The organism is Pectobacterium aquaticum, from assembly GCF_003382565.3.
GTDB lineage: Bacteria > Pseudomonadota > Gammaproteobacteria > Enterobacterales > Enterobacteriaceae > Pectobacterium > Pectobacterium aquaticum.
On sequence record NZ_CP086253.1, the window covers coordinates 1,410,446 to 1,426,861 of the forward strand.

General features: G+C 56.5%; 10 protein-coding genes. All 10 read right to left on the minus strand.

The features are described from left to right. Window positions 1-26 precede the first annotated feature (26 nt). The gene (gene yegS, locus DMB82_RS06650) at window positions 27-926 is read right to left on the minus strand and encodes a lipid kinase YegS (protein ID WP_116163620.1); all 900 of its coding nucleotides are present in this window, start codon (window positions 924-926) and stop codon (window positions 27-29) included. A gap of 396 nt (window positions 927-1,322) precedes the next feature. Next, window positions 1,323-2,684: a prephenate-dependent tRNA uridine(34) hydroxylase TrhP gene (gene trhP, locus DMB82_RS06655; protein ID WP_102118918.1), complete on the minus strand. Its 1,362-nt coding sequence runs from the start codon at window positions 2,682-2,684 to the stop codon at window positions 1,323-1,325. 211 nt (window positions 2,685-2,895) lie between these two features. Further along, entirely contained in the window at window positions 2,896-3,855 is a 960-nt protein-coding gene (locus DMB82_RS06660) for a glutathione S-transferase family protein (protein ID WP_102118917.1), read from the minus strand. 365 nt (window positions 3,856-4,220) lie between these two features. Then, window positions 4,221-4,772: a GNAT family N-acetyltransferase gene (locus DMB82_RS06665; RefSeq protein ID WP_102118916.1), complete on the minus strand. Its 552-nt coding sequence runs from the start codon at window positions 4,770-4,772 to the stop codon at window positions 4,221-4,223. Between the two features lie 36 nt (window positions 4,773-4,808). Next, window positions 4,809-5,537 (minus strand): envelope stress response regulator BaeR, encoded by a 729-nt coding sequence (gene baeR / locus DMB82_RS06670; protein ID WP_102118915.1) that lies wholly within the window; start codon window positions 5,535-5,537, stop codon window positions 4,809-4,811. A 33-nt stretch (window positions 5,538-5,570) separates the two neighbouring features. Continuing rightward, window positions 5,571-6,938: an envelope stress sensor histidine kinase BaeS gene (baeS, locus tag DMB82_RS06675; RefSeq protein WP_102118914.1), complete on the minus strand. Its 1,368-nt coding sequence runs from the start codon at window positions 6,936-6,938 to the stop codon at window positions 5,571-5,573. 7 nt (window positions 6,939-6,945) lie between these two features. Then, window positions 6,946-8,343, minus strand: coding sequence for an MFS transporter (gene mdtD / locus DMB82_RS06680; protein ID WP_208644329.1), 1,398 nt, complete (start codon window positions 8,341-8,343; stop codon window positions 6,946-6,948). Between the two features lie 415 nt (window positions 8,344-8,758). Continuing rightward, window positions 8,759-11,839 carry a multidrug efflux RND transporter permease subunit MdtC gene (gene mdtC, locus DMB82_RS06685; protein WP_102118912.1) on the minus strand — a complete coding sequence of 1,027 codons (3,081 nt, stop codon included), beginning with the start codon at window positions 11,837-11,839 and terminating at the stop codon, window positions 8,759-8,761. Next, the gene (locus tag DMB82_RS06690) at window positions 11,836-14,958 is read right to left on the minus strand and encodes an MdtB/MuxB family multidrug efflux RND transporter permease subunit (protein WP_116156457.1); all 3,123 of its coding nucleotides are present in this window, start codon (window positions 14,956-14,958) and stop codon (window positions 11,836-11,838) included. The genes mdtC and DMB82_RS06690 overlap by 4 nt, the downstream gene beginning before the upstream one ends. Next, the gene (locus DMB82_RS06695) at window positions 14,958-16,193 is read right to left on the minus strand and encodes an MdtA/MuxA family multidrug efflux RND transporter periplasmic adaptor subunit (protein ID WP_116163624.1); all 1,236 of its coding nucleotides are present in this window, start codon (window positions 16,191-16,193) and stop codon (window positions 14,958-14,960) included. The genes DMB82_RS06690 and DMB82_RS06695 overlap by 1 nt, the downstream gene beginning before the upstream one ends. Window positions 16,194-16,416: the final 223 nt, after the last annotated feature.

The following is a 16,416-nucleotide window of genomic DNA, read 5'->3' on the forward strand; positions in this document are numbered from 1 at the left end:
GAAACAGGAATAGTTGAAACGCGCCGCTATTCCAGCAGCGAGCATTGGGGCGGCAGCCGACAGTGAATCGCGGCGGGAAGCACCTCGATATGGAAGCGTTTGGCGGTGAGCGGCTCGCCGTCTAGATTAAACGTCATATCATCTGGGGCGGTGATCTCCAGCCAGGGCAGGGTAGCGGAAATCATGTTCTGGTTTTCGCTACCGGTAAACCAGGCCTGCAACATATTCGGCAGCAACTCGGTTGCCGACAGCACGCTCAGTTCCAGTAGCTCGTCGTTGACCAGCGCCTCTGGGCAAAGCTGCTGCCCGCCGCCAGCCTGGCGGCCATTTCCCACCGCGATAATCAGCGTATCTCCCGACCAGTGAAAATCCGGTCCGCGTATCTCACAGCGTTCAGCTTGAAGCATGTCCATGCGAAAGAGCGCGTGCAGCACGTATGAGGCACTCCCGAGAGCGGCCTTCATCTTGGCCGGTGTCTCGGTGGTGATGCGCGTGGCAAATCCGCCCGTTGCCATGTTGATGAAATAATGACTGTCGTTCACCTTGGCGATATCAATGGCGGTGGCGCGGCCTTTGATCGCCAGCGTTAGTGCGTTGTGCATCTCCATTGGAATCTGACAGCTGGTGGCGAAATCGTTGGCTGTACCCAGCGGCACAATTCCCAGACACGGACGCACCGCTTCCGGCTGTACCGCTAATGCGGCGGCAACTTCATTGACGGTACCGTCTCCGCCAGCGGCGATCACGTTATCCGCGTTGAGCTGAATCGCCTCTTCCACATAGCGTTTGGCATCGCCGTATTCCCAGGTCACGCGGACATGCAGCGTATAGCCGTCCTTGCGTAGCTCACCAATGGCCTCGCGAAGTTCTTCATTACCCGCGCTTTTCCCATTCAGAATCAGCAGCGTCACCGGATTTTTTTCCATGGCCTATTTCTCCTAAACAGGATAGTGGAATTAATAATAGTCACTAAATCGGTAGGTAGAAATCAGAAGAGTCAGGGAATGTTTGCGGTAGGGAAATGGGGGGCGTGAGAAAAAGAAAAGCCAGCTCAAGGGAGATTGAGCTGGCCAAGGAGGTGGTTCCTAGTAGTATCACTACGCTTATTTTTCGTTCTATGTTTTCTCAGCGATGCAATACTAACCACAAGACTAGCTAATTGATGTGATCTGTTTCTAATATTCGTTAAAAAACCCTGAGCTTTGTAACGATACCTTTGGGGGGACGCGCTTATTCGTAGCGGGGAAGCGGCAGTGATAGTGGGCATTTGGGGTTACAAGCGGGGTAGCCGGATGGTTGAGACATCCGGCGATATTACCGATTTATTCCGCGTTAGGATTACGCGTGGTGGTGCCTGGCAGATTGCGTAGCAGCAGTGCGTAATCCAGCGAGACATCGTCCGGTACGGGCAAATAGACGATATGGCCATTACCCGGCGCGACATCGGTCGGTTGCCCTTTGGCATTCTGCATGGTGTCGATGGTGAATTGAATATTGCCGTTTGGCGTCATCATCTCCACGCTGTCGCCGCAGGAAAATTTGTTCTTCACATTGACTTCCGCCAGCCCATCGCGGCGCACGCCGGTGAATTCACCGACAAACTGCTGACGATCGGAAACGGAGTAGCCGTAGTCGTAGTTCTGGTAATCTTCATGCACGTGGCGACGCAGGAAGCCTTCGGTATAGCCACGATGCGCCAGACCTTCCAGCGTTTCCAGCAGCGTCGAATCGAACGGTTTCCCCGCGACAGCATCGTCAATGGCACGGCGATAAACCTGTGCGGTACGGGCGCAATAATAGAATGACTTGGTGCGACCTTCAATTTTCAGCGAATGCACCTGCATTTGCGTCAGGCGTTCAACGTGCTGAATGGCACGCAGATCGCGGGAGTTCATGATGTAGGTGCCGTGCTCGTCTTCAAATGCGCTCATGTACTCGCCGGGGCGCAGGTTTTCTTCCAGCATAAAGACTTTGTCGGTCGGTTCGCCGATGCCCAGCGCGGGTTCAACGTTTTTCACCGCAATAGGTTCATGCTGATGGACGATATTCCCGACGTCGTCCTCTTTGCCTTCCTGAACCTTATATTCCCAGCGGCAGGCGTTGGTGCAGGTGCCCTGATTCGGATCGCGCTTGTTGATGTAGCCGGACAGCAGGCAGCGACCGGAATAGGCCATGCACAGTGCGCCGTGAACGAAGATCTCCAGTTCCATATCCGGGACGTTCTGGCGGATCTCTGCAATCTCTTCCAGCGACAGTTCGCGAGACAGAATCACACGGGTCAGCCCCATTTGCTGCCAGAATTTCACCGTCGCCCAGTTGACCGCATTGGCCTGAACGGAAAGGTGAATATCTATCTGTGGGAAGTTTTCCCGCACCAGCATAATCAGGCCCGGATCGGACATGATCAGCGCATCTGGCCCCATTTCGATCACGGGTTGCAGATCGCGTAGGAAGGTTTTCAGTTTGGCATTGTGCGGCGCGATGTTAACGACGACATAAAATTTCTTGCCCAGCTCATGCGCTTCGTTAATGGCTTGCGCCAGCGTCTGATGGTTGAATTCGTTATTGCGCACGCGCAGGCTGTAGCGGGGTTGACCGGCATAAATCGCGTCCGCGCCATAGGCAAAGGCGTAGCGCATATTTTTCAGCGTACCGGCCGGAGAAAGCAGTTCCGGTTTAAACATGGTATCTCTCGATTCTGATCACAAGTCAGGCTGCTCCACGGCGGGAGCAGTAAAGGCGGGGGGATTCTAGCGCTAATAGGGGGAAATTACAGTAGACGACACACGAAATGTGGGGCCCTTGTTTGACGTAAATCAATCGTGTGACGTAAATCAGTTTTTTGACCTAAATAAAGAATGGCCTGCCATTAACGTAACAGGCCAAGACGCAGCATTAACGCGTGGCGATACGGGATTTTCCGAACGTTTCGCGGTTGTGGAGCTGATATAAATCGACCTGTGGGCCAGCCGGCACAATCTGCGTCGGGTTCAGCCAGGCAATACCGTAATAGCCTGCTTTGATGTGGTCGATATTGACCGTCTCCGCGACGCCCGGCCACTGGTACAGTTCGCGCAGGTAGTTCGACAGGTTCGGGTAGTCGGCAATGCGCTTCAGGTTACATTTGAACGCGCCGTGGTAGGCTACGTCAAAACGTACCAGCGTGACAAACAGGCGCCAGTCTGCCTCGGTCAGCGTGTCGCCCAGCATATAGCGATGGCTAACCAGATGATTGTCCAGTTCGTCCAGCGTGGTGAAGAGCGTGGTGACGGCATCGTTATAGTGTTCCTGCGTTTTGGCGAACCCAGTTTTATATACGCCGTTGTTGACGTTGTGGTACACGGTTTCGTTCCAGCGGTCGATCTCGCTGCGCCGTTCTGACGGGTAGAAATCGAGGCGATTGCCGGTCAGATCGTTAAATTCGCTGTTCAGCATGCGGATAATGTCCGCCGATTCGTTATTCACGATGCGGCCTTCTACCCGATCCCACAGCACAGGCACTGACACCTTTCCGGTATAGTCGGGCACGCTGGCGGTGTAGAGCTGGTGCAGGTAGTGAATCTCACCCACATGTTCGCCAGCATCCTGTGGCGTGGCAAATTCCCAGCCGTTATCGGCGATACGCGGGTTGGCAACCGAGAGGGAAATAATGTTCTCCAGCCCTTTCAGTTTGCGGAAAATCAGCGTGCGCGATGCCCACGGGCAGAGGTAGGAAACAAAAAGCTGATAACGACCGGCTTCTGGCACCAGCTCGGTTTGCCGAAATTTGGTTTCTTCGCGGTGGAACGCCCCGTTTTTGATCTCTTCCGCCGCGACATCGCCATTAACCCATTTGCCGTTCACTAAGCCTGACATCGTTTTTCCCTTATCTGTTCTGTTGCAGGTGACCCAAGTCCCGCACGCTGTGCGGGGTGATACCCGTTATTATTGTAGGTCTAAAAGGGTAACAGCCTTGGGAAAAGAGAAAATGACAAAATTTTCATTAAGTCAGACAGTATTTTTGACCAGCATGGGAAGGGACTGGGGAGCTAGAGCCTAATACCAGTCACTTAAGCATGGATTTACTCGCACAGTCCCTGTGCTCGCCCTGACGGGCTGCCACAAGCGGCATTTAAAATGCGTTTGCATTTTATAGGGGAAACACGGTGAGGAGGTTCCCGCAGGGATGCCTCACACCGTGGTCGCCCCGGTATCTCGATCCTTAAACGATCAACATTAGGCTAACGCTTAGCCGCCAGCAGGCCGTATAGGGCAGAGTCGGACACCTCGCCGTCGACGATCCAACGCTGTTTCAATAGCCCTTCCTGCGTGAATCCCAGTCGTTCCAGCGAGCGGGCTGAAGCCACATTGCGGGGATCGATTTCGGCTTCCAGTCGGCTGAGTCCCGCCGTTTCAAAGGCAAAATCCCGCAGCGCAGAGAGCGCCTCCGTCATATAGCCTTTGCCTTGCGCACTCGCCGCCAGACAGTAGCCGATTTCGGCGCGTGTAGACTCAATCTCAAGGTTGAACAGCACGCAGGTGCCGATCAGCTCGCCGCTTTCTTTAACTTCCAGACCCAGCTTCATATATTGACCGGCGCACAGCGCGCTCCAATATTCGTCAATCGCGTCGTGCGCCTGTTCGATGTGTTGCCAGGGCGGATGATTCCAGAAGCGCATCACAACTGGGTCGGACATAAAGGCGAACAGCGCAGGCGCATCATCACGATAGAGCGGGCGCAACAGCAGGCGAGGGGTCTCGATTTTGGTGGTTTCGGAAAATAGCGCAGTCATATTCTTGTTTATCCTTCGTGATGGAAACGCAGCGAATTACACCTCATTGCAGGGCGCGGCTTCCCAGCGATAGCCGATGCCGTATACCGTGCGGATAAATGAGGTCTCTTCGTCCAGTTGTTCCAGCTTGCGACGCAGGTTTTTGATGTGGCTATCGATGGTGCGGTCGGTCACGACGCGATAATCGTCGTAGAGCTTATCCAGCAGCGCCTCGCGGGAAAATACCTTACCCGGTTCGGTGGAGAGCGTCTTGAGCAGGCGAAATTCCGCCGGCGTGAGATCGAGATTCTGCCCCAGATAGCTGGCCTGAAAGCCGCTTTTATCAATCAACAGGGCCGTTTCGGTTTTCTCGGCGGCTTTCAGCCCGTCATTTTGCCAGTCGCAGCGGCGCAGCAGCGTTCTGACGCGCACGACCACTTCGCGCGGGCTGAAGGGCTTACAAATGTAGTCATCGGCACCAATTTCCAGACCCAGCAGGCGATCGATCTCTTCGCTACGGGCGGTGACCATAATAATCGGCACGTTGGAAAATTGGCGGATAGTGCGGCAAAGCGTCAGGCCGTCGCAGCCCGGCAGCATTAAATCCAGCAAAATGAGTGAAGGAGAATGCTGCCGCACCCACTCGACGACATCGTTGCCGTTGGGCAGCCAGTGCGTGGCATAGTCCGCTGCCTGAAGGTAATCCACCAGCAGTTGCCCCAATTTGGGCTCATCTTCGACGATTAGAATCGGTGACGCCATAGCGAAATCGGGTGCGGTTGTCATAGCTCTGCTTATTTTGGGTGTCGTGAGTGGCGCTTAATCCGGGTGGTGCGATGGAAGCTCAATGGTAATCATCACTCCCCCTAACGGCGAATGTTCAGCATACAGCCGTCCGCTATGTGCCTCAACGATATTATTGCAGATCGCCAGCCCCAGCCCAGAGCCGCCGCTGGCGCGGTTGCGCGAACTTTCTGCACGGTAAAAACGCTCGAAAATCAGCGTGAGCTGCTCGTCGGTCACGCCGGGGGCGCTGTCCTGCCAGATAATCGCCCAGCGTTTATGCTGCTGAACCACCGTAATGGTCAACTGACCTTGTTCATCCGTGTAGCGCAGGCTGTTTTCCAGCAAATTGTTAAATAGCTGACTTAGCCGGTCTGGGTCACCAAAGACGCTAGCCTGCGTAGGTAAATCAGTGGTGAGCGTAATCTGTTTTTTCTGGAAACGTTCATGAAACGCGGCGATAGCAATATGCAGAATTTGCACCATGTCAACAGACGCCTTGCGGTAGGCCAGCGCCCCACGATCGGACAGCGTAAGCTGATGCAGATCGTCCACCAGTTTGGTCAGTGTTGTGACCTCCGACTGGAGCGAATGCAGTGAATTCGAGTCGGGTTTACGTACGCCATCCTGCAAGGCTTCCAGCTCGCCACGCAGCACCGCCAGCGGCGTGCGTAATTCGTGGGATACGTCGGCCATAAACGCGCGACGGGACTGCTCGTTTTTCTCCAGCGTGATGGCAAGCTGGTTGAAATCCTGTGCCAGCCTGCCCAGTTCGTCGTGCGAGCTTGCCGTCACGCGCGTACTGAAATCCCCTGATGCCAAACTGTGCATGCCGTTGACCAGCCGCTTGACGGGCGCGAGCAGTCCACGTGCGGTGAGCCAGGTAGCGATAATCGCGAGCAGCGTCGAGAGGGCGACAATCAGCCAACTGGTGCGCTGTTGCTGCCTGTCGAAACTGATGTCGGCGTTACGGGTCAGGCGTTCAACGGGCGAGGCGACAATCCAGCCGACCGTTTGGTTTTGCACCTCAATCGGCTGCCAGGTGCCTTCGTTCGTGATGGGGGCTGGAGAACCGAACAGCTTGCGTTTACCGATATCGAGCACCCAAAGACGGACTCGCCATCCCTGCATGCTGTTGTCGGTGTCGTTGTTTTGGTCCAGCGAGTGCAGCATCTTGAACACCATACGCTCATTGTTGCGCAGGAATGACCAGTCGCCGTGCAACTGATACTGCTCTGCCAACGCATCGCGTAGCTGCATGACCCGCTGCTCGTTGCCGCGCTTAATGTAGTCGATAAAGCCACGCTCGAAGCTGGCGCGCACGCCCCAGTGCATAGTAATCAGCACCAGCATGCAGGTGGCGAAAATCGCGAGGAATAGTTTGGCGGTGATTCCGAATTTCATGACGACCTCACGATTGATGCGGCAGCGTTGACTGCTTGACGCTGTCCATTGGCACGCGATTAAAAATCAACACGGGCAGGGCGATGATAACGATCATGCTGAGATAGGTGTAAATAAACACCGTATGTGTTTCCGTGCCTCCCGCCGCCATGTGCGGCTGAGAAAACATCCCCAGCAAAATGCCTGCGATGCTGACGCCGAGGCTGGTGGACAACTGCATGGTCATCGACAGCAGGCTATTGCCGCCGCTGGCGAGCGTATCCGGCAGATCCTTCAACGTCAGCGTGTTCATGGTGGAGAAGCGAACGGCGTTCACCGTGCCGAGGAAGAACAGCACAATCGGGATCATCCAGATCCATTTCATTAGCGCAACCAGTGCAAACAGCGCCGTGATCAGCGCCAGCAACAGCGTGGAGGTAATCAGCACGCGGCGGTAGCCGAATCGGTTGACGACCTGCACCACGATCCGCTTCATTCCCATGCTGCCTAGCACCATTGGCACCATCATCAGCCCGGCGTGGAACGGAGAAAACCCCATTCCCAACTGTAAAAACAGCGGCGTCATAAACGGCAACATGCCGCTGCCGATGCGGGCCAATAGCCCGCCTGTCAGGCCGATAGAAAAGGTGGATGTGTCGAACAGATGCAGGTTAAACAGCGCCCGTTTGTTGTGACGGGCGTGCAGCCAATAGCTCAATAGTGCGATCAGCCCGACGGCGATCAGGGCGAAAATGGCAATTGGCGGAATGCCCAGACTGCGGTTGCCGTCCAGTGCCAATGTTAGCGTTGCCATCCCAACGGCAAGCCAGAGGAAGCCGCTGATGTCGAAGCGTTGGGTACGCATGGTGTAATTGGGCATCAGGAACCAGGTTGCCAGCGCGCCGATAATGCCGACTGGCAGGTTGATGAGGAAAATCCAGTGCCAGCTGGCATATTCCACCAGAAAGCCGCCGAGCGCGGGCCCCATTAGTGGGCCAATCTGGCCGGGCAGCGTCACGAAGGTCATCGCCGCCATATACTGATCGCGCGGAACAATCTTCATCACTGTCAGGCGGCCTACCGGCACCATCATCGCACCGCCGATCCCCTGAATAACGCGCGAGGCCAGCAGCTCATTCAGCGTTTCCGACCGAGCGCACAGCAGCGATCCGAGCGTAAACAGCAGAATCGCGGTGAAAAAAATGTTCTTCACGCCGATGCGGTCCGCCAGCCACCCGCTGGCGGGCAGCATCACCGCCGCGGTCAGCACATAGGAAACAATCACCGAATGCATATGCAGCGGGCTTTCATTCAGACTCGCCGCCATCGAAGGCAGCGCGGTATTCACGATGGTGGTATCCAACGTCTGCATAAAGAAGCCAAAGGCAACAATCCAGAGCTGCCAGCGGACGGAGGCGGAATTCATCACGTTTCAGATTCCCCCTGATTAAGTGATAAATGGATAGCTGGTGAATACATATGCCGACACCCGATTGTGTAACTTGTTCTTTTGGCGAGGTTTCGTGCGCTGAGTATTTCCCTTGGCGTAAATTATGCTGAGGGAAAGGCAGACTCTCGGATAAGCGGCATGGATGCCGCGCAAGCCGATGCCGCGTCGGGAACGCGTCAGCGGCGGTCCGCAAAGAGGATGCTTTTCCCGAAGGCACCGCACAGCGGCATAATTTCCCGCCAAAAAAGCCAGGGTTCCAAGGGCGACGGCAATTGAGCCGCCCTTGGTCGGGCGCGTTCGGGGTGCTATTAGAAAAACGGTGAAGCTTGAGCGCACGAAATATCCCCATAAATAGCATATTAATTAGATAGCTAACGTTAATCCTATTCCGTCACGATAGTGACAAATCCTTCTCCGGTGCTTTGCGCCGAATATTCCTCAGCTTGTCGAAAAACAGATACACCACCGGGGTGGTATACAGCGTGAGGATTTGGCTCATCACCAGCCCGCCGACAATCGTGATGCCGAGCGGTTGGCGCAGCTCGGCACCATCACCGCTGGTCAACACCAGCGGCAGTGCGCCAAACAGCGCGGCTAATGTGGTCATCATAATCGGGCGGAAACGCAGCAGGCAGGCCTGAAAAATGGCGTCCTGTGCGCTCAACCCGCCGCTGCGCTGTGCCACCAGCGCAAAATCCACCATCATGATCGCGTTCTTCTTCACGATCCCAATCAGCAGCATGATGCCAATCAGTGCCACCAGACTAAACGGTGCGCCGAACCACTCTAGTGCCAGCAGCGCGCCCACGCCTGCCGAGGGCAGGGTAGACAGAATCGTCAGCGGGTGCACATAGCTTTCATACAGCACGCCCAGCACGATATACACGGTGATAATCGCTGCCAGAATCAGTAGCAGTTGGGAAGACTGCGACTGCTGGAACGCCTGTGCGGTACCGGAGAACTGACCGCGTACCGCTGACGGCACGCCCAGCGACGTCATGGTTCTTTCTATCGCTGCCGTCGCGCTGGAAAGATCGGTGCCTTCCGGCAGGTTAAAAGAGATCGTCGAGGCGGCGGACAGCCCCTGATGGTTCACCGACAGCGGTGCATTGATCGGCTTCCAACTGGCGAAATAAGAGAGCGGGATGGGCTTACCTTCGTTATTGATCACGAACATCTTGTTCAGTGAACTGACATCCTGCGTGTAGGCGTCGTCCACTTCCATTACTACCTTATATTGGTTTAACGGCTGGTAAATGGTCGAAATCTGGCGCTGTCCGAAGGCGTTATTGAGCAGTGCGTTAGCGGCAGAAACGCTGATGCCGAGCTGCGCCATCGCATCGCGATCGTAGGTGAGCGCCATTTCCGCCCCTTTATCCTGCTGATCGGAGTTCACGTCGGCCAGCTCAGGCAGTTTGCTGAAAGCGGTTCGAATCTTGGGTTCCCAGATGCGCAGCTCGCTTAGATCGTCAGACAGCAGCGTGTACTGGTATCCGGCGCTCGCTTCCCGCCCGCCGATACGAATATCCTGCACCGGCATTAAAAACAGGTTGGCGCCGGGTTCTTTTGCCAGCTTGACGCGCAGGCGACTGATCACCTGCTGTGCCGATACATCACGTTCGGACAGCGGCTTCAGTGAGATAAACATCGACCCGCTGTTAGTGCGCGATCCGCCAGTAAACCCGTTCACGTTATCCACCGCAGGATCGCTGCTGACAATGGTCATGAAATTCTGGAGTTTCACCGTCATGGCCTGAAAAGAAATGCTCTGATCGGCCTGAATGAAGCCCATCAACCTGCCCGTGTCCTGCTCTGGGAAGAAGGTCTTCGGGATGCTGATGTACAGCCAGACGTTGAGTGCGATGGTGCCCAGCAGGAGCAACAACACCCAACGCGCATGGTTGAGCACCCACTTCAACGAACGCCCGTAGCCTTGCTGCATGGCGAGCAATACACGATTAAAACCACGGGTGCGCGGCTGGCTACGCTTGGGAACGGCACGTAGCAGGCGGGCGCACAGCATCGGCGTCAGCGTCAGCGAGATCAGCAGCGAAATCATGATCGCTACCGACAGCGTGACGGCGAATTCGCGGAATAACCGCCCTGGCAAGCCATCCATCAGCAGCAGCGGAATGAACACCGCCACCAGCGACAGACTCATCGATAAGACGGTGAACCCCACTTCGCGCACGCCCTGAAGCGACGCCTGTAGCGGCTTCATGCCGGCTTCGATGTGGCGGGAAATATTCTCCAGCACCACGATGGCGTCATCCACCACGAAACCGGTGGCGATGGTGAGCGCCATCAACGACAGGTTATTCAGGCTAAAGCCGCACAGGTACATCGCCGCAAAGGTGCCGATCAGCGACACAGGGACGGCCAGTGCCGGAATGGCGGTTGCGCGGCCGGAACGCAGAAACAGGAAGACGACTAAAATAACCAGCGCGACGGCGATAATCAGCGATTGCTCGACTTCCGCCAGTGAGGCGCGAATGGTAGGGGAACGATCCTGCGCAACATCCAGCTGTATTTCTGCTGGCAGGCTGGCACGCAGTTCCGGCATCTCAGCGCGGATATTGTCTACCGTGGTAATAATGTTGGCATCCGGCGCGCGGCGAATCATCACCAGAATCGCAGGCTTCGCGTTCGCCATCCCCGCGTTACGGGCGTTCTGCACCGAATCTTCTACCGTGGCGACGTCGCTCAGGCGGACGGCAGCGCCGTTTTTGTAATGGATAATCAGCGGCGCGTAGGCATCGGCGGTTTTGAGTTCATCGTTGGTTTGTATCTGCCAGCTTTTCTGGCTGTTTTCCACGTTCCCCAGCGGCTGGCGCACGTTCGCCTGCGCGATGGCCTGCCGTACCTCATCGAGGGAAATGCCTTGATTAAACAGCGCCACCGGATTCAGCGCGACGCGCACGGCGGGCAGCGAACTCCCGCCGATGGAGACATCGCCAACGCCTTCCATCTGCGAAATTTTCTGCGACAGCTGGGTAGAAGCAAAGTCGTACAGTTGTCCCTGACTGTAGGTGTCCGAGGTCAGCGTCAGAATCATGACGGGGGCGTCGGACGGATTGACTTTGCGGTAGGTCGGGCGGCTGGACATGCCGGACGGCAACAGATTCTGTGCCGCGTTAATGGCTGCCTGTACATCACGCGCCGCGCCGTTGATATCCCTGTCGAGATTAAATACCAGAATGACGCGCGTACTGCCGAGCGAGCTGGTGGAGGTCATTTCGCTGACGCCCGCGATCCTGCCTAGTGCCCGCTCCAGTGGTGTGGCGACGGCAGAGGCCATGGTTTCCGGCGAGGCACCGGGCAGCGAGGCGCTGACCGAGATCACTGGGAAATCCACCTGCGGCAGCGGCGACACCGGCAGCAGGCGGAAACCTAATACGCCACAGAGCGCGATGGCCAGCGTCAGCAGCAGGGTGGCGACGGGGCGGTGGATGAACAGGGCGAAGAACTTCACTCGGTTTCTTCCTCCTGACGCGCTAAAAGGCGGAATCGCGTCGCCAGACGATCAAACAGCAGGTAGATCACCGGTGTGGTAAACAGCGTCAGGATTTGGCTCATGATCAGGCCGCCGACCATACAGATCCCCAGCGGCTGGCGCAGTTCTGCGCCGACGCCGGTGCTCAGCATCAGCGGCAGCGCACTCAGCAGCGCCGCCATAGTGGTCATCAAAATCGGCCGGAAACGCAGCAGACAGGCCTGATAAATCGCGTCATACGGTTTCATGCCCTGTTCTCGCTCCGCCGCCAGCGCGAAGTCGATCATCATGATGGCGTTCTTCTTCACGATCCCAATGAGCAAAATGATCCCGATAATGGCGATCACATCCAGCTCGTTCCCCGCCATCATGAGCGCCAGCAGTGCGCCGACGCCCGCCGTTGGCAGCGTAGACAAGATGGTGATCGGGTGAATAAAGCTCTCGTATAGCACGCCAAGCACAATGTACATCGCGACAATCGCCGCCACGATGAGCCACACAGTGCTGCTCAGTGCCGACTGGAACGCCAGCGTACTGCCCTGAAAACGAGTGATAATATCCGCAGGCAGATTCATCTGCTGCTCGGCCTGCGTGATGGCATCAACCGCTTCGCCCAGCGCATAGCCTTTAGCGACGTTGAAGGAGATTGTCGTCGACGGGAACTGGTCGATATGGTTGATTGCCAACGGCCCCTGACGCTCCTCAATGGTAGCAATACTGCTGAGCGGAATGGTCCCGCCGTCGCTGCTGATGAGGCGCACGTCGTTCAGCGCGTCCAGACCGGTGTTGTTGGTCGTATCGTGCTCCAGCACCACGCGATACTGGCTGGCCTGCGTATAGATGGTGGAAACCAGTCGCTGACCAAAGGCGTTGTACAGCGCGCTATCGACCTGTGACATCGTAATACCCAGACGGCTTGCGCTGTCGCGGTTCACGTTGACGTAGGCGACCGCTGCGCCGTCTTGCCAGTCGCTGCTGACATCCTCTAGCTGCGGCAGTTTTTTCAACTCGGTCATCAGCTTTGGCACCCACTCGCTCAGCTCGTCCAGCGACATCGCCTGCAAGGTAAACTGGTATTGCGTGCGGCTAATCTGGGTGTCGATGGTGAGATCCTGCACTGGTTGCAGATACAGCTGAATACCGGGGATCTGGGCGGTTTGCTGTTGTAAGCGACTGATGATCTCTGGAATACGTTCGCTGCGTTCACTGAGCGGTTTCAGGTTGATTTGCAGTCGGCCGCTATTTAGCGCGGCATTCGTGCCGTCAACGCCGATGAACGAGGACACGCTCTCCACCGTCGGATCTTTCATGATGATGGATGCAACGCGCTGCTGGCGGTCGGCCATATTGCTGAACGAGACCGTCTGTGGAGCCTGCACGGTGCCCTGAATGATGCCGTTATCCTGTATCGGGAAGAAGCCTTTCGGGATCCAGATATAGAGCAAAACTGTTAGCAGCAACGTACCGAGTGCGACGCTGAGTGTCAGCCACGGATGATTCAGCACCTTGCGCAGCCAGACGCCGTAGGCATCAATCAGGCGAGTGAAGAAACGTTCGCTGGCGCGGGTAAAGCGGTTCTGTTTACGCAGCGACTGATGACTCAGCATTCGTGCGCACATCATGGGCGTCAGCGTGAGCGACACGACGGCGGAAATCAGGATAGACACCGCCAGCGTGACGGCAAATTCGCGGAACAGGCGTCCGACGATATCGCCCATAAATAGCAGCGGGATCAGCACCGCGATGAGCGAGAAGGTCAGGGAAATAATGGTGAAGCCGATTTCCCCCGCGCCTTTCAGCGCCGCGTTAAGCGGTTTTTCCCCTTTTTCGATATAGCGGGCGATGTTTTCAATTACCACGATGGCATCGTCCACCACGAAACCGGTGGCGATGGTGAGCGCCATGAGTGTCAGGTTATTGATGGAGAAACCGAGAAAATACATCGCGGCAAAGGTGCCAATCAGCGACAGCGGCACGGCAATGCTGGGGATCAGCGTGGCGACGGCGTTACGCAAGAACAGGTAAATCACCATCACGACCAGCGCGATCGCCAACAGCAGCTCGAACTGGACGTCTTTCACCGAGGCGCGAATGCTGGTGGTGCGGTCGGTCAGCGTGGTGACTTCGACAGAGTTCGGCAGGCTGGCTTTCAACGCGGGCAGCATCTTACTAATGCTGTCCGTGGTCGTGATGACGTTGGCACCCGGCTGGCGCTGAACGTTAATAATGATCGCCTGCTGCCGATTCGCCCAGGCACCGAGATGAATGTTCTCGGCGGCCTGCTCAATCGTTGCGACATCCTGAAGCCGCACCGGCGCGCCATTTTTCCATGCAACAATCAGCTTGCGGTAATCATCAACGGACTTCATCTGATCGTTGGCGGAGAGCGTGACCGAGCGCGTCGGACCATCCAGACTCCCCTTGGCGGAATTCACGTTGGCGGCAGTAATGGCGGTGCGGATCGTTTCGCTGGTCAAACCGTACGCTGCCAGCGCAGGGGCGTTCAGCCTGACCCGCACTGCCGGACGTTGGCCACCAGCGAGTGACACCAGACCGACGCCTGCCACCTGCGAGATTTTCTGCGCGATGCGGTTGTCCACCATGTCCTGCACCTGCGTCATCGACATAGCGCTGGAGGTGACGGCCAGCGTCATAATCGGCGGATCCGCCGGATTCACCTTGCTGTAGGTTGGCGGGTAGGGCAGATCGTTAGGCAGCAGGTTGCTGGCCGCATTGATGGCGGCCTGTACATCCTGTTCGGCGACGTCCAGCGATAGCTCAAGCTGGAATTGCAGCGTAATGACGGATGCGCCGCCTGCGCTTTGCGTCGACATCTGTTTCAGACCAGACATCTGGCCGAACTGCCGCTCCAGCGGCGCGGTAATCGCCGAGGTCACCACATCAGGGCTGGCACCGGGATACAGGGTAATGACCTGAATCGTCGGATAATCGACTTCGGGCAACGCGGACACCGGTAGCGCCCGATAGCCGATAATACCGGCGAGCAGAATGGCGATCATCAGCAGCGTTGTGGCAACCGGACGCAAAATAAACAGGCGTGACGGCCCACCGCCGCTGGCTGGAACGGTATCCTGCATCAGGATTTCTCCCCAGCGATGGCGGGCGTTTTCTCCGTTAGCGCTGAGGGAATGACTTCCACTTTCGCGCCTTCGGTCAGGCGATCTATGCCGTCAGTCACAACCTGAACATTGGCGTCCAGCCCGGCGGTCACCACAACCAACTGGCCGTACTGAATGCTGGTGGTCACCTGACGCTTACTCACTTCATTTTTATCATTCAGAATCCAGACGAAGCGGCCTTCATTGCCCATTTGTACGGCGGCGGACGGCGCGACAACGGCATTTTTCAGCGTGTCGACCTTCATGCGGATATTCACAAACTGGTTCGGAAACAGCGCATCGTCCAGATTGTCAAAACGCGCCTTGAGCTTGATCGTGCCCGTGGTGGTGTCGATCTGGTTGTCCATGCTCAGCAGGATGCCCTGCGAGAGTTTCTTTTGATTAGCACGATCCCAGGCTTCTACCACGGGCGGCTGACCTGATTTCTGCGCACTCAGAATCGTGGAGATTTCCGCTTCCGGTACGGTAAAGACCACATTGATAGGGTAGGTCTGCGTAATCACGACAATCCCATTAGTGTCGCCGCTGGTGATGTAATTCCCCACATCGACCTGCTTTAAGCCGATCCGACCGCTGATTGGCGCGGTGATTTTGCTGTAATTCAACTGGAGCTGGGCGCTGGCGACGGCACCTTCATCGGCTTTTAGCGTGCCTTCCGCCTGACGAACGGCGGCGGTCTGCGCATCCAGCTCCTGACGGGAGATCAGGTTGGTTTTCACCAACTGCTGATAGCGCGCTAAATCCTGTTGGGCATTAGCCAGCACGGCCCGATCTTTTGCCAACTGTCCCTGAGCCTGCGTCAGCTCAACCTGAAAAGGACGCGGGTCGATTTCTGCCAGTAAGTCGCCAGCCTTAACCTGTTGCCCTTCCTGAAAGTGGATCGCCATCAACTGACCGTTCACCCGGCTGCGCAGCGTCACGGTATTAGCCGCTGTCACGGTGCCTAAGCCGGACAGATAATAGGGCACGGAAGCGGATTGCGTCATCGCCGCCTGCACAGGGGCCAGCGTGCGCATAGCGGCACGGCGTCCACCGCCATTGCTGTTGCTTCCCGAATGTGACGTACGGGCGGCGTGCTGTTCACTTGTGCCAGGGGCGGCAGGCGGTGTCTGGGTAAAATGGCGCCAGATCAGCACGGCAATAGCGATAACGGCGGCAAGTACCAGCAGGCCTCGGATACGTTTGGCATTCATAGTGATGGATTACTCTCTCCAGGTTGCGCGGGAAGCACGGCGTAGCCGCATACTTCACGCTGCATGTGCGTTGGCTGTCATACCCAGCACGTTAGTAGACCAATGGCCTTATTTTACTAGTTTAAACAAGGGATGCCGGACAAAAATGAAGGAATTATGGAAGATATGTCAGGGTTTGTAGGAAAAAAATCCGGCAGCACAAGGCCGCCGGATAGCGATGAAA